Genomic DNA, 25,403 nt, shown 5'->3' on the forward strand with positions numbered 1-25,403 from the left:
AGCATGCCTCATACGAACCCGACAACGGCGACACATACCGGTGCGGTAGCAGCGCATAGTCCACCCGCCACCGCGGCCGCGCCAGTTGCCCAGCCACCGACGATTCCGGCGCCGGCCAAGGTTCCTTGTCGAACGACTTCGCGCGGCTTGTTGTCCGATTCCGCGACTTCATAAACGGCAATCGCCAGCGATACAAGCAGCGCACGCCGACCGGCTCTCCCCATTTTCTCGGCCAGTTTCATGATGTTTTGGTCTGGCCTACCCGAGGCGCGAATGATGTCCGCATAGACGCTGGCTTGTTGCTGTTCGGATAGCACACTGAAAGGGATGCTATACCGTACCTGCGCATATTTCTCAGTGAGAAATGAAAGGGAGCGCCCCTTTCCTTTGATACGGGTGGCATAGGCGCGAATCACAGGACTGCTGCGAAGACGTGATAACTCCATGATCTGGTTCCGCATCGCGCGAGCCTGTTCTGCTGCATCTCGCATCGAAAGTCGACCAGAGTAGGCTGCTAGCCGGAACTCGTTGGCGGCGGCGGCAATGTCTTTTGCATACCGTGTGCGAGCGCGTGAATCGCTGATACATGTTGCTGAGAACTGGGCTGCTGTTGCTTGTAGCTCAGCTAGCGCGATTTCGAGAGATTTGCTGTCGCCAGAATCGATGACCCCGGGTGGATTTGACTTTGGCATGGCCTCCTTTCCTTTCAAATTAATAACGCAAGGTTATCTGATCTGATATGAGATGCCTCTCAAAAAAACAAGCGCGATGAACTGCCGCGCGCCAAGGTAGTTGTCGCCTCATTCATGCCGGGGGCTACGTATCCGTGGCAAGCGACGCCATAGCGGCGACCGAGACCAGGCTGAAATCTCGGCCCGGCCGGCAGGCGGAATTCCGAAACATCGGAACGACCACCCTGCAGCCCTTTCCGAAGACCAAACAAATCCGTTAAAAATCAATAGCCTGCAAACGTACCGGCTGGTCCTTTTCTGGCATGAACGTTGCGTGATGGTTCGCACACATGCCGCGAAGCAACGCCGGCATTCAAAATCCAAGGAGACACGTCTTGCAGACCTCTACGCCCACCCCGATCCACGCGGAGCCGATCGCCGAGCCCCGTTCCGCCACCAGCACCCGTTTCTGGCCGGAAGGCTGGTGGAAGCTGATGGAAGTCCGCATCGGCATCATCCCGCTGCCGGTCTACTTCATCCTGCTCGCGCTGATCGTCGGCTTCTCGGTCACCGGCAAGGTGCCCGGCGAGATCTCGATGGCGATCGCCGTGCTCGCGTTCTTCGGCTTCACCTGCGCCGAGCTCGGCAAGCGCCTGCCGCTCCTGCGCAACATCGGCGCGGCGGCGATCTTCGCGACCTTCGTGCCGTCCGCGCTGACCTACTATCACGTGCTGCCGAAGCCCGTGCTCAACCTCACGACCGAGTTCACGAAGTCGACCAACTTCCTGTACCTGTTCATCGCGTCGATCATCGTCGGCAGCATCCTGAGCATGGACCGGCGCGTGCTGATCCAGGGCTTCCTGAAGATCTTCATCCCGCTCGCGGCCGGCTCGGTCGCCGCGGCGATCGTCGGCACGGCCGTCGGCACCGCGCTCGGCCTCGGTGCGCGGCACACGCTGCTGTACATCGTCGTGCCGATCATGGCGGGCGGCGTCGGCGAAGGCGCGATTCCGCTGTCGATCGGCTATTCGGAAATCCTGCACCTGCCGCAAGGCGAGATGTTCGCGGCCGTGCTGCCGCCGGTGATGCTCGGCAGCCTGACCGCGATCATCCTGTCGGGCGCGCTCGACATGCTCGGCAAGCGCCTGCCGCACCTGACCGGCAACGGCCGCCTGCAGGTCGGCGAGACCGGCGACATGACGCCGGAAAACGAAGAAATCCGCGGCCACGTCGACGTTACGCACATCGCGGGCGCCGGCATCACGGCCATCACGCTGTACCTCGTCGGCCTGATGGCGCACAAGCTGTTCGGCCTGCCCGCGCCGGTCGCGATGCTGTTCCTCGCGGTGCTCGTGAAGCTCGCGCGCGCGGTGTCGCCGCCGCTGCAGGAAGGCGCGTTCGTCGTCTACAAGTTCTTCTCGACCGCCGTCACCTATCCGCTGCTGTTCGCGATCGGCGTCGCGATGACGCCGTGGGACAAGCTGACCGCCGCGTTCACGCTGGTCAACGTGATCACGATCGTCGCGACCGTCGCGACGCTGATGGGCACGGGCTTCGTGGTCGGCCGCCTGATGAAGATGTACCCTATCGACACGGCCATCGTGAACGCGTGCCACAGCGGGCAAGGCGGCACCGGCGACGTCGCGATCCTGACCGCCGCGAACCGGATGCAGCTGATGCCGTTCGCGCAGATCGCGACGCGCATCGGCGGCGCGATCGTCGTCACGGTGACGCTGATCCTGCTGGCGCATCTCGGATGACGCGTCGCCGCGCGTCCGCTCGCGACGGCCGCATGACGCGCAGCGCCGCCGCCGGTTCGCCCGGCGCGCGGCGCTTGCATTAGGTGGGTGGGCGGCAGGCCGGCGGCGGGCATCGATGAGGGCGAACGTGCAGACGAGTTTCAAGGGAATCGCGTGGTGGGGTTGGGCGGCGGCGGCCGCGCTGTATGTCGGCGTGACGGCCGCCGCGGTCGAGTTCGCATGGGACCGCGCGATCGACGGGCTCGAGGAAGTCGGCGCGCACCGGCTCGACCTGTACGCGGCGAGCCTGAAGAGCGAGCTGGGCCGCTTCGAGCTGCTGCCCGCGCTCGTCGCGCGGCAGGACGGCGTGCGCACGCTGCTGAAGACGCCGCCTGCTGAAGCGCCCGACCTGCTGCACACCGTCAACACCTACCTCGAAGCCGTGAACCGCGACGCGGGCAGCGGCGCGGTCGACGTGATCGACCTGCAAGGCTCGGTGATCGCCGCGAGCAACTGGAACCAGCCGGTCAGCTTCGTCGGCACCAACGTGTCGTACCGGCCTTACTTCAAGGACGCGCTCGCGCACGGCAGCGGCCGCTTCTTCGGCATCGGCACCAACACCGGCATTCCCGGGCTCTATTTCGCGAGCGCGGTCCGCGACGACGGCCGCACGCTTGGCGCGGCAGCCGTCAAGGTCAGCGTCGACGCGCTCGAATTCGCGTGGCGCGCGCCCGGCGTCGCGGCGATGGTGGTCGACGGCAACGGCGTGATCGTCATCTCGACCGAACCCGAATGGAAGTTCGCCGCGCTGCAGCCGATCACCGCGCAGCAGCAGCGCGACATCCAGGCCTCGCGCCAATACGCGGGCCGCACGGTCGAGGCGCTGCCGTACCGGCGCGTCGGCGGCTGGAACGCCGCCGCGTGGCTCGGCCAGTTTCCCGACCTGCGTCGCCCGGGACGCACCGCGCGCTATCTGGTAATGTCGCGGCCCGCGCCTCAGGCCGGCGATTCGCTGATGGTGCTGCTCGACGTCGCCGGCGCGCGGCGCCAGCAGCAGATGGCGTTCGCGTTCGTGACGGGCGCGTTCCTGATCGCCGCGCTCTATGCCGCGTATGCGATCCAGCGCCGCCGCACGCTCGCCGCGCGGCTCAATGCGCAGGACGCGCTGCGCCGCGCGAACGACCAGCTCGAATTGACCGTCGCGCAGCGCACGGCCGCGCTGACGGCTGCGAACGCACGGATGCAGCAGGAGATCGTCGAGCGCGAGCGCACCGAGCAGCGCCTGCGCGATTCGCAGCAGGAAGTCGTGCATGCGGGCAAGCTCGCGGTGCTCGGGCAGATGGCCGCGGGCCTCACGCACGAGCTGAACCAGCCGCTCGTCGCGATCCGCACGCTGTGCGACAACGCGCGCACCTTCTTCGAACGCGGCCAGCCGGCACCGGCGCTCGCCAATCTCGAGCGCATCGGCAAGCTCGTCGACAGCATGGCGGTGCTCACCGGCGAACTGAAGACGTTCGCGCGCAAGCCGGACATCGAGCGCGTCGCGGTGTCGCTGGCCGAAGCGGTCGCGCATGCGCGGCTCATCTACGATGCGCGGATTCGCGACGAAGGCGTGACGCTCGACGTGCGGATTCCGGCCGGCACGACCGTGTACGCGGAATCGAGCCAGTTGCAGCAGGTGATCGTGAACCTGCTCGGCAACGCGCTCGACGCGGTGCGCGACGCCGCCGCGCGCACGATCGTCATCGAAGCTGGCGAGCCCGATCCGCAAGGCCGCGTGCGCTTCACGATCGCCGACAGCGGCGCGGGCATCGCGCCGGACGTGCTCCCGCACCTGTTCGAGCCGTTCGTGACGACCAAGCCGCGCGGGCAGGGCCTCGGGCTCGGCCTCGCGATCACGTCGCGCATCGTCGAAGGGTTCGGCGCGAAGATCGCCGCGGCCAACCGCGCCGACGGCGGCGCGGCATTCAGTATCGAATTCGCGGCGGCCACGCCGCAAAGGACAGAGCATGGAAGATGAGATTCGGGTGCTGGTCGTCGAGGACGATGAGAACGTCCGGATCGGCGTCGAGCAAGCGGTCGCGCTCGCCGGGTTTCCGGTGAGCGCGTTCGCGTCGGCGGCCGACGCGCTCGCGCACGTTGCACCCGGCGCGCCGGTCGTGATCGTGTCGGACGTGCGGATGCCGGGCATCGACGGGCTGCAGCTGCTCGACCGCGTGATGGCGATCGATGCGCAGATCCCGGTCGTGCTGATCAGCGGCCACGCGGACATCTCGACGGCCGTCGGCGCGATGCAGGTCGGCGCGTACGACTTCATCGAGAAGCCGTTCTCGTCCGACGTGATCGCGGGGCGCGTCGCGCGCGCGGTCGAGAAGCGCCGCCTCACGCTCGAGGTGCAGGGCCTGCGCGCGGCGCTCCACAACTGGCAGGGCATCGAGGCGCTCGTGCTGGGCAAGTCGCCGGCGATGGCGGACGTCCGCAAGAAGATCCTGCGGCTCGCCGATACGTCGGTGTCGGTGCTGATCACCGGCGAGACGGGCACCGGCAAGGAACTGATCGCGCGCAGCCTGCACGATTTCGGCGGGCGGCGCGACGCGCATTTCGTCGCGCTGAACTGCGGCGGCCTGCCGGAGCAGGTGTTCGAGAGCGAGCTGTTCGGCCACGAGGCCGGCGCGTTCACGGGTGCGATCAAGAAGCGCATCGGCAAGGTCGAGTGGGCGCACGGCGGCACGCTGTTCCTCGACGAGATCGAGACGATGCCGGTCGCGCTGCAGGTCAAGATGCTGCGTGTGCTGCAGGAGCGCGTGGTCGAGCGGCTCGGCGCGAACGAGCTGATTCCGGTCGATTGCCGCGTGGTCGCCGCGTCAAAGGCGGACCTCGCCGAGCTCGCGGCCGACGGGCGCTTTCGCGCGGACCTGCTGTACCGGCTGAACGTCGCGCAGATCGAGCTGCCGCCGCTGCGCGAGCGCCGCGAGGACGTGCCGCTGCTGTTCGAGCACTTCGTGCTCGCGGCCGCGCGCCGCTTCGGGCAGCCCGCGCCGGTCGTGAGCGCTGCGCAGGTGTCCGAACTGATGACGCACCAGTGGCCCGGCAACGTGCGCGAACTGCAGAACGTCGCCGACCGCTTCGTGCTCGGGCTGACCGGCGACAGCCTGCTGTCGACGGCCGGCGGCGCGCCGGCGAAGGGCGGCACGCTCGCGGAACAGCTCGCGTACTTCGAACGCATGCTGATCGAGGACATGCTGCGCCGGCACAACGGCAACGTCGCGGACGCCAGCGACGCGCTCGGCATGCCGAAGAAGACGCTTTATCACAAGCTGCGCCACTTGCGCGGTGACGCGCCGGCTGAAGGCGGCGACGCGTAACGCATACAGCAGGCGAACGAGGATCGTACAGGCATGGATCGCATCAACCTCACCGAGCAAGGCCAAACCGACGGCTATCTGATCCGGGGCGTCACCCGCGCGCAGAAGACGTTCCGACCGGGCGACTGGCCCGAGCGCCTCGCGGGCGTGATCACGCTGTTCGTCGGCGAAAAGCGGCCGGGCTTCCCGAGCGCGCTGACGCGGCTTGCAACGCCCGTCGTCGACGGCGGCGTCAAGTGCCTGCTCGTGTCGCACGAATTGCGGGCCGCGTGCCCCGACGCATTCGAGTTCGTGATGCGGTTTGCCGACGACAACGACCTGCCGGTCGACGCGCGCTCCGCGACCGGCTTCGTGGTGCGCTGACGGCGGGCGTAAACCCGCCGCCTCCAACCTCCAAGCCCCTCTCCCGCCCCTCCTTCGCGCCGCGTCGGCACGCGGCATTCCGCCTTTCGTTTCGCATACAACCATCAGACAAATATCCTGCTCGATCGAGCGCTCTCGACCTGATCGGGCTTTGCGGGATCGCCATCAATAAAATTGATCGATGCGATGAAAATTATGCGTTTTGCTTAAATGCCGCGCTCGGGCATAGTTGCGACGTGATGACGCACCTGTGAGTTTTTTCAGTCATGAACATGCGAATCGAGCCTTCGGTGCTCGCGAACCCCGACCTGCAATTTGCGACGCTGTCGTCAGGCATCAGCCTGCCGTATGTCGAGCGGGGCACGGGCGCGCCGATGGTGTTCGTTCATGGATCGCTTTGCGACTATCGCTACTGGGATCCGCAGCTCGCTTCACTGTCGGCGCACTATCGCTGCATCGCGCCGAGCCTCAGCCATTACTGGCCGGCGGTCGAAGCCGGCATCCAGAACGAGTTCGGCTGGCAGAACCACGTCGACGAGCTCGCCGAATTCATCGACGCGCTCGATCTCGGCCCGGTGCATCTCGTCGGCCACTCGCGCGGCGGCAGCGTCGCGTTCAACGTCGCGCGCCACCATCCCCACCTCGTCGAAACGCTGACGCTCGCCGATCCGGGCGGCCCGCTGCGGCAGGAAGGCGTGCATGAAGCCACGCTGCCGCCGGCCGCGATCGCGCTGCGCACGAAGGCCGTGAGCCTGATCGAGAACGGCGACGTCGAGGCAGGGCTCGAGATGTTCGTCGACTCCGTCAGCATCCCCGGCGCGTGGAACAAGAGCACCGCATCCTTCCGCACGATGGCGATCGACAACGCGAGCACGCTGCCGAAGCAGCTTCGTGATCCGCTGCCCGCATATTCGCGCGACGCGGCGGCCGACGTTGCATGCCGCACGCTGCTGATTGACGGTCAGCGCAGCCCGAAGATGTTCCGCCACAACGTCGACACGCTCGCGCAGTGGCTCGGCGACGCGCAACGGCAAACCGTCGCCGGCGCGTCGCACGGGATGAACGCCGCGGCGCCGGCCGTGTTCAATCGCTACGTTCACGAGTTCATCGCGGCGTAATCTTTCGAGCGGCGCGCCCGCTCTCTCACCCGCCATGCGGCGCCGGCGCCGCGGTCCCGTAGATCCGCTTGCGCAGTTCGGCGAGCCGGCTATCGAGCGCCGCGCGCTGCTGCTCGCGATCCGGCACGGTTCGCGTGACTTCCTCGATGATCTTGCGGCTCTCCGCAACATAGGCTGCGTCCTGCCGCTCGCGCGCAGGTGACGGCGGCCGCGCGCCCATCGCGAGATCGCGCAGGTGCTCGCGCAGCGCATCGCTGCCCGCCCGCCGCGCCGCCGCGTCGGGTTCCGCGTCCTGCCACAGCAGATCCGCGATGCCGGACGCCTCGTGCGGATCGAGCGTGCCCGCATCCGCATCGGCGCGCAGTTGCGCGAGCAGCGCGCGAGCGCGCGCCTGCCGATCGGCTCCGCCCAAGGCCGCGCGATCACGCGCATAGCCGTCGAGCTGCGCATGGAAATCGGCGGGCGACGCAATCGAATCGTTCGTCATGCTGGCTTCCTGGTGAAGAACGGGTTGCGAAGCGAATTGCAAGGCGGCCAGCCGCTCGATGCCCGGGCGGCCGGCCCAAAGCGCGACGGCCGACGCCACCGCGCCCGCCGCCAGCGCCGCGCCGCGCCGCCCCACTCGATTGCGGTTCATCACGCGCTCCCGGTCACGCGCGCGAAGAGCGGATCGGTGACGCTCGCGGCGCCCGTCTCGACGTGACCGGCCAGCGCGCGCAGATAGTCCGCGTCCGCATCGACCGTCACGCTCAAGTCATACCAGCCGCCGCTTGCGGACAGGTCCCAGACCGTCTCGACGATCGCGCCCGCCTCGATCGCGCCGGAGCGCGACGCGGCGCCGTAGCCGTTGTCCGCGATCGTCGCGGTGAGCCGCGCGCGGCCGGCGTTGCGCATCCGCACGACGAGCCCGCCGTCGGCGCGATACCCGACCGTCACGTCGACCAGCGCCGCGCTCGCGGTCGCGCCGCCCTTGAAGCGCCGATAGAAGCCGTTCGGCCCGTACGCGGCGAGATCGTAGCGCCCCTGCGTGTCGCGCACCGGCCACCACTGGTCGCTCAGCACGCGGCCGCTCTGGATCGTGTAGAAGCGCGGGCCGTTCTGCGCCACCGCGTCGTGCACATGGAACACCGCGGCCGACGCGCCGGCCGCGTTGCCGGGCACCGCCTTGCCGTTGTTCGCGAAGCTCACGTTCAGCACGCCCGCGCGCGTGTCGAGCGCGGCCTCGACGAACAGCTCGTAAGGCACCGGACGCAGCTTGCGCTGCCCCGGCTCCTGCACGGGCAGCGGCGCGTTCTCGGCCGGATAGCCCGCCGGATAGCTCGGCTTCGCGAGGTAGTACTGCACCCAGTACGCGTTGTCGAGCTGCGCCTTCGTCGCGGTCAGGTCGAGCAGCGCAGGCGGCACCGCGCGATCGGCGTCGCCCGCGAAATCGAACGCCGAGCTCAGGTCGCCGCACACCGCGCGACGCCACGGCGTGATGTTGGTTTCATGGACGGCCGGATGATCGTCGACGAAACGCTTCTCGATGAAGCGAATCACCGACGTGTGATCGAACACCTCGGAGCAGGTCCAGCCGCCCTTCGACCACGGCGAGATCGCGAGCAGCGGCACGCGCGTGCCGAGCCCGATCGGCAAGCCGGACTGCTGCTCGATCTCCCCTTCGACGCTGACCGTCGACAGCCCCTTGCCTGCCTTCCACGGCGGCACGGGCGCGGTCACGTGATCGTAGAAGCCGTCGCCTTCGTCGTAGCACAGCAGGAACACCGTCTTCGCCCACACGGCCGGGTTCGACGTGAGTGCATCCAGAATCCGCGACACGAATTCCTCGCCGAACGACGGCCCCCACCACGGATGCTCGGACGACGAGAACGGCGGCACGATCCACGACACCTGCGGCAGGCGGTCGGCGAGCACGTCGTCGCGCAGCGACGCGATGCCGCGCGCGGTCATCCCGCGCTGGTACAGCGGCGAGTTCGTCGGCGCCGACTTGAACTGCGCGAACCACGCCAGCGCGTTGCAATCGAAATTGTTCGTGTTGTCGATCCAGTAGCGGCTCGACACGAAATTCCACACGTCCTGGTACGAGCCGACGCCGCCTTCCTGGTAGACGCGCCAGTCGATGCCCGCCTGCTGCAAGCGTTCCGGAAACGTCGTCCAGGACACCGTGCCGGTGCGGTCGCCCATGAAGTTCGAGGTCGCGACCTGGCTGCCGTCGGCGTTCGGCGACGCGCGGCCCGTCATCAGGTACAGCCGGTTCGGGTTGGTCGGCCCCATCATCGACTGGTGATACGCGTCGCAGATCGTGAACGCGCTCGCGAGCGGATAGTAGTAAGGCAAATCGGTGCGCTTGAAATAGCCCATCGCCTCGGGCCACTGCACGGCCATCCACTTGTCGTTGCGGCCTTCGTTCCACAGCTGGTGGAACGGGTCCCAGTCGTGGTACTCGGACGTCATCCACTGCGCCCACGTCTTCGACGTGTCGAGATGCCACGGCACGTAGTCGCGGCCCTTGTAGTTCTGATACCAGATCGCCTTGCCGTCGGGGCGCGCGACCGTGCGCGGATCGTTGAAGCCGCGCACGCCCGGGAAGGTTCCGAAGTAATGGTCGAACGCGCGGTTCTCCTGCATCAGCACGACGATGTGCTGCACGTCGCGGATCGTTCCCGTCACGCGGGCCGGCTCGACGGCGAGCGCCCGCCGGATGGATTCGGGCACCCCGGCCGCGAGCGCGGTAGCGCCGGCGGCCTGCGCCGAGCGGATCAAAAACGTACGGCGATCGAGTCGCGGCATCGACACACTCTCCTCGTTCTTCTGGCGGACGGGGTGGAATGGATGAGCGCGCAACGATGTCGCGCGCTGCGATGCGCGACCGTCGAACCGGCCTCTCCGCGCCGGCTCAAGCCGGAACGCGGCGCGTCGGCGGCCCCCGCTTGCCCGCCACGCACGATATCGCTGCGACGAATTCTAGGAAGCGTGACCGGACAATTTTGTTAAGCCGCGACGAAAAACCGGACGATTGCGACATTAGAGGTGTTCTACAAATGGGCCTCCGACGCCGTCTGGACCTGCGGCTCGGCCTTGCGCGTCACCGCGTCCGGCAGCCCGAACACGCCATCGAACGACCAGTTGTAGACGAACGTGAAGATCGGGAAGAACACGATCAGTACCGCGTCATACAGAAACGCCTGCAGCAGCGACACATCGAGCCACCACGCGATCAGCGGGATCAGGAACGTCACGAGCGCGACCTGGAAGCCGATCGCGTGCAGCACGCGGCGCCCCACGGAGCGGGTCGTCGCCGCGCGACGACGCTCCCACGCCTCGAACGCGAGGTTGTACAGAAAATTGACGACGACGCCCGTCGTCGAGATCATCACGCCCAGCATGCCGCTTTTCGCGGCGCCCGCGCCGCTCAGCGCGCCCAGCGTCGCCGAGGCGATCAGGATGCCGAGCACCTCGAACAGCACGACATAGACTATGCGTCTCTTCCATCCTTGCATGAACATCCACCTTCGAATCTGACAAGGCGTCGAGACTAGCAGTGGACCCGCGGTCCGCAAAAGTCAGGTTCTTTCAATTTCGCTTAAAGGAGGCCTCCCGTGCTCACCAGCGACCACATCGACATGCTGCTGACCGTCATCGACAAAGGCTCCTTCTCCGCGGCGGCGCGCGCGCTGGGCCGCACGCCGTCGGCCGTCAGCATGGCCATCGCGAACCTCGAGGCCGAACTGGGCCTCGTGCTGTTCGACCGCGGCACCCGCGAGCCCACGCCGACCGCGGCGATGGCGGCGCTGCTGCCCGACGCGCGCTCGATCGCCGAACGGCTGCAGGCGCTTCGCGCGCATGCGCAGCACCTGTCGGAAGGCGTCGAAGACACGCTGCGGATCGGCATCGCCGCCGAGATCGACGGCGCGCCCGTCGCGCGGGCGCTGACCGCCGTCGCCGCGAAATACCCCGCGCTCGCGATCAGCGTCGTCACGGCGCTGCAGGACGTGATCGTCGACGCGTTGCACCGTTCCGCCGTGGATCTCTGCGTCGCCTACGGCGGGCTCGATCTCCATCCGCAGGAGCAGATTCATGCGCTGTGGACCGAGACCCTCGTCGCGGTCGCCGCGCCGGACCATCCGCTGATCGCCGAATGCGCGCGGCCGGAAGCGATCGAGCGGCTGTCGGGCTTCCGGCAGATCGTCATCGCCGACGCGGATCGGCCGTTGACCGACATCCGGCCCGTGATCGGCAACCGGACGTGGAAGGTCGACGACATGGCCACCGCGATCTCGCTCGTGAAGGCCGGCCACGGCTGGGCGAACCTGCCCGAGTTGGTCATCGGGCGTCACGTCGCCGACGGCGAGCTCGCGCCGCTGACGTTCGCCAATATCCGCAACGGCCTGGCGCTGCCCGTGTATCTGCGCTTGCCGAAGCACACGGGGCTCGGCAAGGCGGCCGGAGAGCTGGTGCGCGCGCTGCGGGCGGCCGGTGACGAGGTGTGACCGGTGCGGCGGGATACCGTCGCACCGTTGGCCGGCGCCGGGCGGGGTCGACCGTTAGTTGCGGTCACTGTGCCGCCGCGGCGCTCCGGATCGAATCGACGAGCGACGCGTTGTCGTAGCGTCGTCCGGCGATGCCCCATCCGCCGTCGACCGCATGGACGACATTCACCCAGACCTGCGCCGGCGTCAGCCGCCCGCCCGCTCGCTGCAGCACGATCGCGGTCGCCCGTTCGACGAATTGCCGCTGCGCGTCGGGCGCCGCGAGCGCCACGGCGGGCAGCTTCAGTTCGACGAACGCCGCGAGATCCGCGCGTCCGCGCACGAAAGTCCGGTTCCGCGGCAGCACGGTGAGCGTGCCCACCACGTTCGGCGCCAGAAACGCATTCCCGGTCAGTCCTTCGACATCCAGCAGCGCATCGGTCAGCTCGGCAAACACCGGCCCCTCGTCGTCCGGCGTGAAAACCCCTTCGGATACTGTCAGCGTGATCGGCATCGCACACCTCCTGGTCAGGTCATCGGAATCGTGACGTAATATAAATATCAGTCACTCTCTATACCTTAGACACTGATCGCTCTCTATTCAAGATAAAGAGCGGTCTCTCTGAAACGAGCCAGTCATGCGTTATTCGATCGAGCACAAGCACGAAACCCGCGCGCGCATCCTCGATGCCGCGAGCCGCCTGTTCCGCGAGGAAGGGTATGGCGGCTCCGGCATCGGTCCGCTGACGAAGGCGGCGGGCGTCACCAACGGCGCGTTCTACGGCCACTTCAAATCGAAAGGCGAAGCGTTCCGCAATGTGGTCCTCGCCGGCCTCGACCAGCTCCGGCAAGGTGTCGCGGCGTTCAAGGCCGAGCACGGCGCGCGCTGGTGGTCGCCGTTCGTGTCGTTCTATATGGGGCCGCGGCGCACCTGCGCGCTCGGCGAGAGTTGCGCGCTGCCGAGCCTGTCGCCGGAAGTGATGCGCGCCGATGACGACACGCGCGATGCTTATGAACAGGCGTTGCGGCAGATCGTCGACGAAGTGTCGGCCGGGATGGGGGATGCGCCCGACGATGCGCGCGCGATCGCGTTTCTCGCGCTGCTTTCGGGTGGCACCACGCTCGCGCGCGCGGTGCGCGATCCCGCGCTGGCGGAGCGGATCGCAGATGCTGTCGGGCGGTATGCGGTCGTGATTGCGGAAGGCAAGGAGGCGCAGCCGGAGAAACGGGAATAGCGGACTGCAGATAAGACGGTTCTTCGTGGATTTCCGTGGATGTCGCTTACCAACCCATTTCAGCCCTGCGGCCCGACCGAACGCTAACGACGGCTTCGAAGATACAACTGTCACTCGTTCCTAGATTGTCCAGCCGGTCATCAGATAACCGACTCGTCACTTTGAGCGCCATACGGTTAGGCGAGGCCATCCCCACGGACAGGGGGTTAACCGCAAGCCGGCGCACCTGCGATATAGTGCGCTGTTCACGTCACCCCCTTCATCTCGATCAGCTAGGCGATGGGGTTCGACATAGCGTTATGCCCGACATCTGAGGAGCGAATAATTGAGCGGCCAACCATTAGTAATTTTGGAAGACAAGAATAGCAAATGCCTCTCACTGCTTGCGACCGTTACTCTTACTGACTATTTTGCCCTCATTGCAGGAGCATACGAAGACCAAGGCGGCTTAGACGGGCAGCGAGCCCCGATTACTACAAAGACCGGCATGAAAATCCGGAGCCGGCTCGTCAACGACCTAAAAAATGGCGCAGTAATCCCGCCAATTGTTGTGGGTGCCGTTTGCGCTTCTACGATCGTGAGTCAACTTCAACGACTGACGACCTCACAGGAACTAGTCGACTTGCTTCGCGCGAAGAGTGTTGATCTGTCGATTATCGACGGCATGCAGCGCACGACTGCTTTGCAAGACGCCAAGCTAAATGCCAACAAAACTCTGATAAGAATTGAGTTATGGGTCGCAAAGAAGGTTGATAGTTTGATTTATAGAATGTTGGTGCTCAATACTGGTCAAGTACCTTGGGATCTAAAGCGACAGTTGGACACCTTGTATCGGCCGATCGTAAAGAAGGTCGAACAGTCCGTCCCGGGGGCAAGAATTATTGCTTTGGATGAGACGTTCCGTCGTTCCCAGGCAGGCGAATATCGGAGCACTCGGATTATTGAACTTTTCTTGGCGTTTACCTCTCGATCTACGGACGTAGATATCAAGGAGCGCGTTGCTGAAGAGTTCGCTAAGATCGACATAACTGAGGCGACAGCGAACGAAGAGTTCATGCCTTTATTCATTGACTCAATGAAATTGATGATCGCAGTCGACGGTGCTTTTGACCGCGCAAATAGGAAAGCGGGCGCCATAGCTGAGGCAAAAATCAAAGCGGGTCGCGATATTTTCACTTCTGCGCCTGGCTCTATTGGTTTTATGGCCGCAGTGGCGGAAAAATTGTTGGGCGCGGCCGGCTTCGATTACGATCTGGCGGCCGCGAAAAGCGAGCTCAAAATCGTCCGCGCCCAAATGGATAAGCTCATTACTTTTCTTAAGAAAAAATCTGATACCGATCTCGCCGAATTTCTCGATCTGGGAACCCTAAATCAAGTACTCACAGTAAAGTCGAGTCGGATAGGTGAATACCAACGAAACGTCTACAAGAAAGCGTTCACGGTGCTCATGGAGAAGACGGCGCAAGTTATCAAGCAAAACTCAATGACCCCATGCTGGCAAGCGCGCTAGGGTCGAAAAATGAGTAAAAATATAAAAAATTTCATACAGAATGATATTTTCGATTGGCTCGTGCAAAATTCGTCCGACCCAGCACAGGTTGCTGGGTTGAATCGCAAGAATTTTTGGATTCAGCCATTCGTAAAGACAGATTCGAAACCAACCGAGAAGGAAAAGCAGCTTATCACCCGTTTCGAGTCAACGAAAGTGACGAGTCAGCATGAGGTCGATCTCTGGCGCTTCCGTATTGTTGACGAATCCGGGGCTCGACAGGTGATGATTGCCAACCTTCGCGGTTTCTTCGAAACCAGTGAAGCAGGGTTTCTATTTCCGTTCGAAATTGGGAAATCGACCTTTTTGCAGCGACTTGACCTCATAATAGAAATGGGGCTTTCTGCCGTACGCCCAATTCCCAATCGTATATTGCTGAGTGCAACCACGTCAAAAGAGCCAATTCTTGAGGCGGATTTGGAAGATTATCTTCCCAAAGTGGAGACGTGGTCACTTAGCATGGATGACCCGTCTCGGGTCGAGAGTGATCGAGTATTAGTCTCTAAAGCGTTAGTAAACCTAGAAATTGACAATGCTCTCGTACGGCAAAATGGATTGGATTTTGCTGAGCTTGCGGTAACTTTGCCGGAGAAAGATCATGATTGGCTCTTCGACCAGGTTTATTTTGCTATATCCTGCCGACGACCAGAGCATCTGTATCTAGCCCTTTACAGAATCTTCGAATTCTTTTTCCCCATGAAGGGGCTGATGTCTCTTAAAGCCCAGCTCGAATTTACGGGATCAATGTTGCAGTTACGCGAATATTGCAGGGCAAGCCTCAACTGGAATGTAAACCATCAGTATGGCGCACGCGCTGCGGCCGATTATGGCGGGACGGCTTTTGCAAAACTGTGTCTTGATCGAGAATTAGCTCCTGATGCCGACGAAGACACGGTGAGAAAGCTCAAAGCTGACGCCATTGAGAAAATCACCGAACTGCGCCACCGCTTGGCACATCAAACTTTTGACAAGGAAGTCGTCACACCCGACGACCTTGGTAAGAAAATCCGAGCGATACTGTCTCTGCTGATAGAGTCGTTCGGACAGTACGTGGAAGTGACAGGGGCTTAAATTCCACGGCAGCAGGAATCCATCCGGCGCTGTAGCGCCGATCTTCAGCCACAAAACATATTCAACGTTCAATGGCCGCTTTCCGGCGCCGAACAGACGCTTGGACGTCCCGATGGCGCCACGGACGAGTGACGCTTCCTGGACGAACGCCGACAGCCAGCCCCGCGCTCCCCGATAATCCTCGATGTTCTGACAAAAAACCCCGATCCGCGTCACCACGGATCGGGGTTCTTCGCTACGCGCCTGTTCCGGCGGCCCGTCACAAGCCGCCACGCGCACCACTTGCTCAACGCGCAGCAACATCCTCCTTGCGCGCCGCATCACCAACCGCCGCCGGCGCATCCCCCCACCCACCGCCCAGCGCACGAATCAGGTTCACGGTCGACACCGCCTGCGTGCCCGTCAGCGCATTCGCCTGCAATTGCGACACCAGCACCGAACGCTCGCTGTCGATCACATCGAGATAGCTGACCTCACCTTCCTGGTACTGCGTGCGCGACAGCTTCGCCGCGCGGCGCGACGCGTTGACGGCCGCATCCTGCGCGCGGATCTGGTCGTCGAGCAGCCGCAGATCGGCGAGGTTGTCCTCGACCTCGCGGAACGCGACGAGCACCTGCTGCCGGTAGTTCGCGACCTGCTCGTCGTACTGCGCGCGCGCCTGCTGCACACCCGCCGCACGCCGTCCGCCGTCGAACAGCGGCAGCGTCAGCGCGGTGCCCGCGAACGGCCCGAGCAGGAACGTACGGCTCGACCACATGAACAGGCTGCCGAGCGTCGACGCTTCATAGCCGAACGCCCCGGTGATGTCTAGCTTCGGGAAGTACGCGGACTTCGCGAGGCCGATCCGCGCGTTCGCCGCCGCCATCGCGCGCTCGGCCGCCGAGATGTCGGGTCGCCGTTCGAGCAGCGCCGACGGCAGGCCGGCCGGCACCTTCACCGCGACCGGCACGAGCGGCGTTTCCTTGAACGCGAAATCCGCCGGCGCCTTGCCGAGCAGGATCGCAAGCGCATGCTCGGACGCCGCGCGACGACGCGCGACGCCGACCGCATCCGCCTGCGCGGTCGCCAGCTCATTCTTTGCGCGCGACACGTCGAGCTCGCTGATGTCACCTTCGTTGAAGCGGCGCTGCACGAGCTTCAGCGCCTGATCGCGCAGCTCGACCGTGCGGCGGTACAGGTCCTGGTCCGAATCGAGCTGGCGCAGCTCGAAGTAGTTCTGCGCGACGTCCGCCTGCAGCGCGAGCTGCACCGAGCGGAACAGCGCTTCGCTCTGCGCCTGGTCAGCGCGCGACGCCTCGACGTTGCGGCCGACGCGGCCGAACAGGTCGGCTTCATACGACACCGTGCCCTGCGCGCGCCACAGCGTCGAGGTAGTCGGGCCGCTGCCTTGCGGCAAGGACTGCGACGCCGACGAAAGCCCCTGGCGCGTCGGCCCGAAGCCGGCGCCAATCTGCGGGAACCACTGCGAACGCGCCGCGCGGGTCGACGCGCGCGCTTCCTCGACGCGCGCCGCCGCGGCCTTCAGGTTCTGGTTCGCGGCCAGCGCCTGCGCCTCGAGCGAATCGAGCACCGGATCGCCGAACGCCTTCCACCATTCGCCGCGATGCGCGGCGTCCGACGGCTCGGCGGTCTTCCACGTGCCGGCCTGCTCGCCCGGTGCGAGCGTCGGCGCTTCCTTGAACGCGGCGGGCGTCGCGACATCCGGCCGCTTGTAGTCGGGCCCGACCGCGCATGCGGCCAGCAGTGACACGAGCAGGCCGCTCGCCGCCGCCAGCTTCGCGATGCGCATCAAGCCAGATTGAGTCTTCGAGTTATCCATGTTGTTGTCCTCAAGCATCCGAAGCCGGTACGCCCGGAGCCGGCACGCCGTAGCCGGCCGAGTCCTTGCCGGCGACGTGGATCTTGCCGCCCGCGAGCGTGCGCAGCACGACGTAGAACACCGGCGTCAGCATCAGCCCGAACAGCGTCACGCCGAGCATCCCGAAGAACACCGCGACACCCATCGCGTGGCGCATCTCCGCCCCCGCGCCGGTCGACGTGACGAGCGGCACGACGCCCATGATGAACGCGATCGACGTCATCAGGATCGGCCGCAGCCGCAGCCGGCTCGCCTCGATCGCCGCCTCGAGCGGCGTCCTGCCGTCGTGCTCCAGCTCGCGCGCGAACTCGACGATCAGGATCGCGTTCTTCGCCGACAGCCCGACCAGCACCATCAGGCCGATCTGCGTGAAGATGTTGTTGTCGCCCTGCGTGAGCCACACGCCCGTCAAGGCCGACAGAATGCTCATCGGCACGATCAGGATCACCGCGAGCGGCAGCGTCAGGCTTTCATACAGCGCGGCGAGCACGAGGAACACGAGCAGCACGCTGATCGGAAACACATAGATCGCCGCGTTGCCCGCGAGGATCTGCTGGTACGTGAGGTCGGTCCACTCGAAGCGCACGCCGCGCGGCAGCGTCTCGTGCGCGATCCGCTCGATCGCCGCCTGCGCCTGCCCCGACGAGAAGCCCGGCGCCGGGCCACCGTTGATGTCGGCGGCCGTGTAGCCGTTGTAGCGCACCACCATCTCGGGGCCGAACGTCGGCGTCACGGAGACGAGCGACGACAGCGGCACCATCTCGCCCGCGGCGTTGCGCGTCTTCAGCTGCAGGATGTCGTCCGCGCGCTGGCGGAACGGTGCATCCGCCTGCACGCGCACCTGGTACACGCGGCCGAAGCGGTTGAAGTCGTTCACGTACAGCGAGCCGAGGTACACCTGCATCGTGTTGAACACGTCGGTGACCGACACGCCGAGCTGCTTCGCCTTCACGCGGTCGAGATCGACGTTGAGCTGCGGCACGTTGATCTGGTAGCTCGTGAACAGCGGGCCCAGCTCCGGCGCCTGCTGCGCGCGCTTGATGAAGTCGTTGGTCGCATCGGCGAGCTTCGCGTAGCCGACCGCGCCGCGATCCTCGATCTGCAGCTTGAAGCCGCCGAGCGTGCCGAGACCGAGCACCGGCGGCGGCGGGAACACCGCGACGAACGAATCCTTGATCGCCCCGTACTGCTGGTTCAGCGCACCCGCGATCGCGCCGGCCGACAGCGCCTTGCCGTGCCGCTGCGAGAACGGCTTGAGCGTAACGAACACGATGCCCGCGCTGGAGCTGTTCGTAAAGCCGTTCACCGACAGCCCCGGGAACGCAACCGCGCTCTCGACGCCCGGCTGCTTCAGCGCGATCGAGCCCATGTCACGGATCACCTTCTCGGTGCGGTCGAGCGACGCGCCGTTCGGCAGCTGCGCGAACGCGATCAGGTACTCCTTGTCCTGCGCGGGCACGAAGCCGCCCGGCACGATCTTCGACACCATCACGGTCGCGCCGACCAGCGCCACGTACACGCCGAGCATCACCGCCTTTCTCGACAGCACGCCGCGCACGCCGCGCCCGTAGTTCTCCGCGCCGAGATGGAACACCTTGTTGAAGCGCTTGAAGAAGCCGCCAAGCACGCGGTTCATCACGCGCGTCAGCCAGTCCTCCTTGTCGCCGTGGCCCTTCAGCAGGATCGCGGACAGCGCCGGCGACAGCGTCAGCGAGTTGAACGCCGAGATCACCGTCGAGATCGCGATCGTCATCGCGAACTGCTTGTAGAACTGGCCGGTCAGGCCCGACATGAACGCGAGCGGCACGAACACGGCCACGAGCGTCAGCGCGATCGCGATGATCGGCCCGCTCACCTCCTGCATCGCCTTGTAGGTCGCCTGCCGCGCGGTCATCCCGCTCTCGATGTTGCGCTCGACGTTCTCGACGACGACGATCGCGTCGTCGACGACGATCCCGATCGCGAGCACCATCCCGAACAGCGACAACGCGTTGATCGAATACCCGAAGCCGAGCAGCAGCGAGAACGTGCCGACGATCGACACCGGCACCGCGATCAGCGGAATGATCGACGCGCGCCAGGTCTGCAGGAACACGATCACGACGATCACGACCAGCGCGATCGCTTCGAGCAGCGTGTGCACGACGGCCTTGATCGACGAACGCACGAACTGCGTCGGGTCATAGACGATCTTGTAGTCGACGCCCGCCGGCATGTCCTGCTTCAGCTCGGCCATCGTCTTGCGGACCTCGTCCGAGATCTGCAGCGAGTTCGCGCCCGGCGACTGGTTGATCGCCATCGCGACGGCCGGCTTGTTGTCGAGCAGCGAGCGCAGCCCGTACTCGGACGCGTCGAGCTCGATGCGCGCGATGTCGCGCAGGTGCGTGACGCCGCCGTCCGGCGTCGTCTTCACGACGATGTCGCCGAACTCCTCTTCCGTCTGCAGGCGGCCGCGCGCGTTCACCGACAATTGCAGCGGCGTGCCCGGCAGCGACGGCGACGCGCCGATCACGCCGGCCGCGACCTGCACGTTCTGCTCGCGGATCGCCTGCACGACGTCCTCCGCGGCGAGGCCGCGCTGCGCGACCTTCTGCGGATCGAGCCACACGCGCATCGCGTAGTCGCCCGAGCCCCACAGCTGCACCTGGCCGACACCCTGGATCCGCGACAGGCGATCCTTCACGTTGATCAGCGCGTAGTTGCGCAGGTACGTCATGTCGTAGCGGTTGTCCGGCGAGATCAGGTGCACGACCATCGTCAGCGTCGGCGAGCTCTTCACCGTCGTGATGCCGAGCCGCTGCACGTCTTCCGGCAGGCGCGGCAGCGCCTGGTTCACGCGGTTCTGCACGAGCTGCGTGGCCTTGTCCGGATCGGTGCCGAGCTTGAACGTGACGGTGATCGTCATGTTGCCGTCGCTGTTCGCCTGCGACTGCATGTACAGCATGTCCTCGACGCCGTTGATCTGCTCCTCCAGCGGCGACGCGACCGTCTCGGCGATCACTTTCGGGTTCGCGCCCGGATACTGGGCCTTGACGATGACGGACGGCGGCACGACTTCCGGGTATTCCGAAATCGGCAGCAGGAACATCGCGATCACCCCGCCGAGCAGGATGATCACCGATAGGACTCCTGCAAAGATCGGCCGGTCGATAAAGAATTTGGATATGTTCATGGCTGGCTCTGTCTGGTTCGACGCGAATGCGTGGCGCTGGCGCGCTTACGAATTCGCCTTGGCCGGCGCGGCAGGCTTCGCGTTGTCGGCGAGCGGCGCGGACGGCGCATCGCCGCCCGTCATCGGCACCATGTGCGGCTTGACCTGCTCGCCCGGCCGCACGCGCTGCGTGCCGTTCACGATCACGCGGTCGCCGGCGGCGAGGCCGCTGACGATCACGCGCCGGTTGCCGTGCTGCATCCCCTGCTGCACCTCGCGGTACGACACGCGGCCCTGCTGGTCGACGACGAACACGAACTTCTTGTCCTGGTCGGTGTTGATCGCCGCGTCGTCGACGAGCAGCGCCTGGTGCGGCGCGCTGCCGCCGACTTTCACGCGTGCGTAGAGGCCCGGGACGAGCGAGCCGTCCGCGTTGTCGAAGCGCGCGCGCACGCGGATCGTGCCGGACGACGTGTCGAGCCGGTTGTCGACCGAGTCGATCACGCCGCTCCTCGAATAACCGGCTTCGTTCGCGAGGCCGAGCTCGACCGGCACCTTGCGGCCGTCGCGCGCGCCGCCGATGTATTGCAGGTAGGTCTGCTCGTCCGCGTCGAACGACGCGTAGATCGGCGACACCGACACGAGCGTCGTCAGCGGCGCGGCCGATGCGCCCGCCGACACCACGTTGCCGACCGTGATCTCCGCGCGCGACACGCGGCCCGCCACGGGCGCGGTGATCCGCGTATAGCCGAGGTTGATGCGCGCGGTCTCGAGCGCGGCGTCGGCAGCCTTGAGGTTCGCGCTCGCCTCGCGCGCCGCGTTCTGCTTCTCGTCGTAGTCGCGCTTCGCGATCGCGTTGTCGCCGATCAGCCGCTGCGCGCGCTGCCAGTCGCTCTGCGCGTAGCCGTTGCGCGCCTGCGCGGCCGCGAGCTGCGCGGCCGCGCGGTCGGTTTCCGCCTGGTACGGGCGCGGGTCGATCACGAACAGCACGTCGCCTTTCTTCACGAGCGCGCCGTCCTTGAAGTTGACCGAGACGATCGTGCCCGACACCTGCGGGCGCACGTCGACCTTCTCGACGGCTTCGAGGCGGCCCGAATAGGCCTGCCAGTCCGTCACGGTCTGCGGCACGACGGTTGCGACGTCGACTTCCGGCAGCGGCGCCGCCGGCTTCTCCGGCGCGCTCGCGCTGACGCGGATCGCGCCGAACGTGCCCAGGCCGACGACGGCGAGCGTCGCGACCGCGGCTGCGATCCGGGAACGAGGGGTGCGTAGGATGGCCATTTAGATCTCCAGTGAACGTGGATTGGATTGGTTATTCAGTTCAATTCGCAGTTCAATTCGCGATTCGGTTCGGTGGACGCGCCTGGAAGCGGCACTGGAAGAAGCGCACGGCTTCCTCGTAAGCGAGTTCGTGCGTGGCGAGCGCCGCGTGCGTGATGTCCGGATAGCGGATCACCTGCGTGAGCACGCCGGATTCGATCAGGCAGCCCGCATACTTTTCCGCCTCGACGTGCAGCACGTCGTTCTGCGCGGTGACGATCAGCGTCGGCGGCAGGCCCGCGAGCCGCACCGACTCGAGCGGCGCCGCGTACGGGTGCATCCGCTGCGCCGCTTGCGGCAGGTACGCGCGATAGCACGCCGCGCATTCGCGCGCGGTGATGTCGGACGCGAGGCGCTCGGCGTCGCCGATGCGCGTCATGCTGGGGTCGAGCATCGGGCCGAACAGCGCCTGCGCGGCGATCGGCACCTCGCCGCGGTCGCGCGCGATGAACGCGAGGCAGTTCGCGAGCTGGCCGCCCGCGTCGTGGCCGGCCACGCCGATCTTCTTCGGATTGCCGCCGAACGCGCGGGCGCGGGTCGCGGCCCACACCGCCGCGCGATACGCGTCCTCCGGCGCGGCCGGAAACGGATAGGCCGGCGCGAGCGAATAATCGACGGAGATGACGAGCGCCGGTAAGCGTTCTGCTAAAAAGCGCGCGGCGAAATCGGCGTCGTCGAGCGTGCCGCGCACGAACCCGCCGCCGTGGAAATAAAGCACTACCGGCAGCCCGGTCTTGTCCGGGCGACGGTACAGACGCAGCGCGATGTCCTGCGCGTAGCCGGGAATTTCGACCTCGGTAACCGTCAGAGCCGCACCGGCGCTGGGTTCCGCCGGCAACGCGGCTTTCAGGAATTTGCTGAATTCAGAGGCGTCCATGAGGAAACGGCATCCATTTCAAGATGGAACGCATTCTGGCTCCGGCAGACATCCGGATAAATGCCTATAATCCGGCAACACAATTCAACGACTCCGAACAATCACGGGCTGCGTTTGCTTTCGAGGCAACGCAGCCTCTTTGTTCGGCCCGTCAAATGCGGAGGTTGCGATGGACCGGCTTCAGGCCATGCAGGTGTTTACACGCGTCGTCGACACAAGCAGCTTCACCAAGGCAGCGGAGACGCTCGGCCTGCCGCGGGCATCCGTCACGACGATCATCCAGAACCTGGAGGCCTTCCTCGGCGTGCGGCTGATGCACCGCACCACGCGCCGGCTGTCGCTGACGCCCGACGGCGCCGCCTATTACGAGCGCTGCGTGCGAATCCTCGCGGACGTCGAGGAAACCGAGGCAAGCTTCCAGAACAACAACCGCAAGCCGCACGGAAAGTTGCGTATCGACATGCCGGGCTCGATCGGGCGGCTGCTCGTGATTCCTTCGCTATGCGAATTCCATTCGCGCTACCCGGACATCGACCTGCAGCTCGGCCTGTCGGACCGCCCGGTCGACCTGCTGCAGGAAGGCGTCGACTGCGTGATCCGGGTCGGCGCGCTGCAGGACTCGTCGCTCGTCGCGCGCCGCATCGGCCTGTTCGAATGCACGTCGGTCGCGTCGCCCGCCTATCTCGAGAAGTACGGCGAGCCGCAGTCGATCGAGGACCTGAGCCAGCACAAGGCCGTCAACTACTTCTCGAGCCGCACGGGCCGCGTGATCGACTGGACGTTCCTGATCGACGGCAAGGAAGTCGAGATCAAGATGGACAGCGTCGTGTCGGTGAACGACGCGGACGCGTACTTGACGTGCGGGCTCGAAGGCTTCGGGCTGGTGCAGCCGCCGCTGTTCATGGTGCTGCCGCACCTGCGCGAGGGCCGGCTCAAGGAAGTCCTGCCCGGCATCAAGCCGCTGCCGATGCCGATCTCGGTCGTCTATCCGCACAGCCGCCACCTGTCGCCGAAGGTGCGCGTGTTCGTCGACTGGATCGCCGAGGTGTTCGACCGCTGTCCGTTGCTGAGCGGCAAGGGCAGCCTCGACGCGACGTGCAGCAAGCGCACGTTCGAGGAAGCGGAACGCGCGCCGGCGCTCGACACGCCGGTGCTCAACGAGTGGGTCGCATAAGGAGTGCGCAAGGCCGACGCACGTCGGCCGTCCCGTCCCGTCACTTCGCCCGCCAAGCACTCATGAATTCGCCGGCCCGGCCGGCGAGCGCGCCGCGCTCCGTTCGCTTCACTCGCACCAGCGCCCGCGCAACGTCGGCGCGCTGCGCGCTCACGTGCCGCGCGCAATGGCGGTCGACCACGCCGATCTGGTTCTTCAGGAACGCGATCGTCTGTTCGATGCCGCCGCGCACGCTCGCGTGGCACCACGTCAGCAGCTGATACTCGGCCACCAGCGTGCGCGCGAGTTGCCGGCGGCGCTGCACCAGCGCCTGCACGTATCGCAGTTGCGGATCGGGTAGCGGCGCGGCGATCCGACCGCAAGACGGATGCCGGACGAGCGCGCACGCCAGCTCCGCCAGCACACGTGCGCGCACCCCTTTCCCTTCGAGTGGCCGCTCGGCCGCGCCCGCGACGAAATCGCGGGCATGATGCGGATCGACCACCACGACCGGCAGCCGCACGGCCTGCAGCGCGCACGCCACTTCGACCTCGAAGCCGCCGGCCGCCTCCAGCACGACGAGCGCCGGCGACCATTCGGCAATCGCATCGGTCAGCGACTCGATGCCGAACGTTTCGTTCCGGTATCCGAGGATCGCGCTCAGCGACGACACGGAGATTTCGACGATCTCGGTCGCGACGCTGATGCCGACGCACACCTGATCGGGCGCCAGCACCTCGCCTTCCTGTTGGGTTGCCCAATTGCTCATACGATTTCGCACCCCCGTGGTGTCCCCGTCCACCCGCACAAACCGGCGTGAACGTCGATCTTGACAGCGAGAACTGTCACAAACAAAATGTAAGATAACTAAATGGAACTGGTTCCATCTGCGACAGCAGCGCATTCGCGGCCGTCGCACGGCGAACCTCCGCCCACGCATCGCATCACCCGTCAGCAGCAGCAACTGCCGATGCGGCATACGACACGCTGCTTCCTCTCGACACCGATAAGGCGACACTTCATTCATCAGATGATCAGGATTCCTCACCCTCAGGCGATTCAGCCGACAGCGCATCGATCTCGAACCGGCTGCGATCCTGACCGCGCAGCCACGTCGGCTCCCGGCCGACGCCAGACCACGTCTGCCCGGTCTGCGGATTGAAATACTTCACGCGACGCTTCTTGCCCCGAGCACCGATACCCGGAAAAACCACGTCATGGCTGAACCCGAATTCTTCGATGCACCGCCGCACTTCGAGCAACACGGTTGCCGCTATGGCGAGACGCTCCCGCTCGAGCTGCTCTTCGAGCAGCGCCTTCTTTTCCATGAACGATCTGTAAATCAGCATGCCTGCCTCCGAAAAACGCGCGGCCGCCGTCGTCGCATCGGCGCCATGACGGCACGTCCAAGCGTAATCGTCCGAGCCGTTCCAATTGACAACTTTTGTCGACAAACCTCCATCG

At 65.5% G+C, this 25,403-nt stretch carries 21 protein-coding genes; 10 read left to right on the forward strand and 11 right to left on the reverse strand.

What is annotated here, in order from left to right; all coding sequences use genetic code 11:
• Positions 1-8 precede the first annotated feature (8 nt).
• Complete coding sequence (locus B7P44_RS36875) at positions 9-692, reverse strand: hypothetical protein (protein ID WP_133118074.1); 684 nt, start codon at positions 690-692, stop codon at positions 9-11.
• Positions 693-1,066: 374 nt separating this feature from the next.
• On the opposite strand from B7P44_RS36875, the gene B7P44_RS31125 reads away from it, so the two are divergent.
• From B7P44_RS31125 to B7P44_RS31145, 5 genes are all read left to right on the forward strand, one after another.
• Positions 1,067-2,431: a 2-hydroxycarboxylate transporter family protein gene (locus B7P44_RS31125; protein WP_084909663.1), complete on the forward strand. Its 1,365-nt coding sequence runs from the start codon at positions 1,067-1,069 to the stop codon at positions 2,429-2,431.
• Between the two features lie 115 nt (positions 2,432-2,546).
• Entirely contained in the window at positions 2,547-4,430 is a 1,884-nt protein-coding gene (locus B7P44_RS31130; RefSeq protein ID WP_084909664.1) for a sensor histidine kinase, read from the forward strand.
• Entirely contained in the window at positions 4,420-5,775 is a 1,356-nt protein-coding gene (locus tag B7P44_RS31135; protein WP_084909665.1) for a sigma-54-dependent transcriptional regulator, read from the forward strand. Before B7P44_RS31130 ends, B7P44_RS31135 begins: the two co-directional genes overlap by 11 nt.
• 33 nt (positions 5,776-5,808) lie before the next feature.
• Entirely contained in the window at positions 5,809-6,138 is a 330-nt protein-coding gene (locus B7P44_RS31140; protein ID WP_084909666.1) for a DUF3579 domain-containing protein, read from the forward strand.
• Positions 6,139-6,404: 266 nt separating this feature from the next.
• On the forward strand, positions 6,405-7,256 hold the full coding sequence (locus B7P44_RS31145) for an alpha/beta fold hydrolase (RefSeq protein WP_084909667.1): 852 nt from the start codon (positions 6,405-6,407) through the stop codon (positions 7,254-7,256).
• Positions 7,257-7,281: 25 nt separating this feature from the next.
• On the opposite strand, the gene plcR is transcribed toward B7P44_RS31145, so the two are convergent.
• From plcR to B7P44_RS31160, 3 genes are all read right to left on the reverse strand, one after another.
• A complete protein-coding gene (plcR, locus tag B7P44_RS31150) occupies positions 7,282-7,893 on the reverse strand; it encodes a phospholipase C accessory protein PlcR (RefSeq protein ID WP_084909668.1) in 612 nt (203 codons plus the stop codon).
• Entirely contained in the window at positions 7,893-10,046 is a 2,154-nt protein-coding gene (locus B7P44_RS31155; protein ID WP_084909669.1) for a phosphocholine-specific phospholipase C, read from the reverse strand. Before B7P44_RS31155 ends, plcR begins: the two co-directional genes overlap by 1 nt.
• A gap of 245 nt (positions 10,047-10,291) precedes the next feature.
• Positions 10,292-10,756 (reverse strand): PACE efflux transporter, encoded by a 465-nt coding sequence (locus B7P44_RS31160; protein ID WP_084910127.1) that lies wholly within the window; start codon positions 10,754-10,756, stop codon positions 10,292-10,294.
• 99 nt (positions 10,757-10,855) lie between these two features.
• Between B7P44_RS31160 and B7P44_RS31165 the strand changes: the two genes are divergently transcribed.
• The gene (locus B7P44_RS31165; RefSeq protein WP_084909670.1) at positions 10,856-11,746 is read left to right on the forward strand and encodes a LysR family transcriptional regulator; all 891 of its coding nucleotides are present in this window, start codon (positions 10,856-10,858) and stop codon (positions 11,744-11,746) included.
• A gap of 64 nt (positions 11,747-11,810) precedes the next feature.
• Here the strand turns inward: B7P44_RS31165 and B7P44_RS31170 are convergent, their stop codons facing one another.
• Positions 11,811-12,239, reverse strand: coding sequence for a Tautomerase enzyme (locus tag B7P44_RS31170; protein ID WP_084909671.1), 429 nt, complete (start codon positions 12,237-12,239; stop codon positions 11,811-11,813).
• A gap of 124 nt (positions 12,240-12,363) precedes the next feature.
• Between B7P44_RS31170 and B7P44_RS31175 the strand changes: the two genes are divergently transcribed.
• The 3 genes from B7P44_RS31175 (at position 12,364) to B7P44_RS36880 (ending at position 15,580) form a co-directional block, all read left to right on the forward strand.
• Positions 12,364-12,960, forward strand: coding sequence for a TetR/AcrR family transcriptional regulator (locus tag B7P44_RS31175; RefSeq protein ID WP_084909672.1), 597 nt, complete (start codon positions 12,364-12,366; stop codon positions 12,958-12,960).
• A gap of 325 nt (positions 12,961-13,285) precedes the next feature.
• The gene (locus tag B7P44_RS31180) at positions 13,286-14,470 is read left to right on the forward strand and encodes a hypothetical protein (protein ID WP_084909673.1); all 1,185 of its coding nucleotides are present in this window, start codon (positions 13,286-13,288) and stop codon (positions 14,468-14,470) included.
• A gap of 9 nt (positions 14,471-14,479) precedes the next feature.
• Entirely contained in the window at positions 14,480-15,580 is a 1,101-nt protein-coding gene (locus tag B7P44_RS36880; protein WP_133118073.1) for a hypothetical protein, read from the forward strand.
• A gap of 286 nt (positions 15,581-15,866) precedes the next feature.
• Here the strand turns inward: B7P44_RS36880 and opcM are convergent, their stop codons facing one another.
• Genes opcM through B7P44_RS31205 form a run of 4 tightly spaced genes read right to left on the reverse strand, consistent with a single transcriptional unit; the run spans position 15,867 to position 22,786 of the window.
• Positions 15,867-17,399 carry a multidrug efflux transporter outer membrane subunit OpcM gene (gene opcM / locus B7P44_RS31190; protein WP_084910128.1) on the reverse strand — a complete coding sequence of 511 codons (1,533 nt, stop codon included), beginning with the start codon at positions 17,397-17,399 and terminating at the stop codon, positions 15,867-15,869.
• 10 nt (positions 17,400-17,409) lie between these two features.
• Complete coding sequence (gene ceoB, locus B7P44_RS31195) at positions 17,410-20,610, reverse strand: multidrug efflux RND transporter permease subunit CeoB (RefSeq protein WP_084909675.1); 3,201 nt, start codon at positions 20,608-20,610, stop codon at positions 17,410-17,412.
• A 45-nt stretch (positions 20,611-20,655) separates the two neighbouring features.
• Complete coding sequence (locus tag B7P44_RS31200) at positions 20,656-21,870, reverse strand: efflux RND transporter periplasmic adaptor subunit (RefSeq protein WP_084909676.1); 1,215 nt, start codon at positions 21,868-21,870, stop codon at positions 20,656-20,658.
• 52 nt (positions 21,871-21,922) lie between these two features.
• Positions 21,923-22,786: an alpha/beta hydrolase gene (locus tag B7P44_RS31205; RefSeq protein ID WP_084909677.1), complete on the reverse strand. Its 864-nt coding sequence runs from the start codon at positions 22,784-22,786 to the stop codon at positions 21,923-21,925.
• Between the two features lie 169 nt (positions 22,787-22,955).
• Between B7P44_RS31205 and ceoR the strand changes: the two genes are divergently transcribed.
• The gene (gene ceoR / locus B7P44_RS31210) at positions 22,956-23,960 is read left to right on the forward strand and encodes a putative multidrug efflux transcriptional regulator CeoR (RefSeq protein WP_084909678.1); all 1,005 of its coding nucleotides are present in this window, start codon (positions 22,956-22,958) and stop codon (positions 23,958-23,960) included.
• 40 nt (positions 23,961-24,000) lie between these two features.
• Here the strand turns inward: ceoR and B7P44_RS31215 are convergent, their stop codons facing one another.
• Positions 24,001-24,708 (reverse strand): hypothetical protein, encoded by a 708-nt coding sequence (locus B7P44_RS31215; RefSeq protein ID WP_096645255.1) that lies wholly within the window; start codon positions 24,706-24,708, stop codon positions 24,001-24,003.
• Between the two features lie 265 nt (positions 24,709-24,973).
• Positions 24,974-25,288, reverse strand: a complete 315-nt coding sequence (locus B7P44_RS31220) for an H-NS histone family protein (RefSeq protein WP_084909679.1) — start codon at positions 25,286-25,288, stop codon at positions 24,974-24,976.
• Positions 25,289-25,403: the final 115 nt, after the last annotated feature.

The organism is Burkholderia ubonensis subsp. mesacidophila, from assembly GCF_002097715.1.
In the GTDB taxonomy this organism is placed as follows: Bacteria; Pseudomonadota; Gammaproteobacteria; order Burkholderiales; family Burkholderiaceae; genus Burkholderia; species Burkholderia mesacidophila.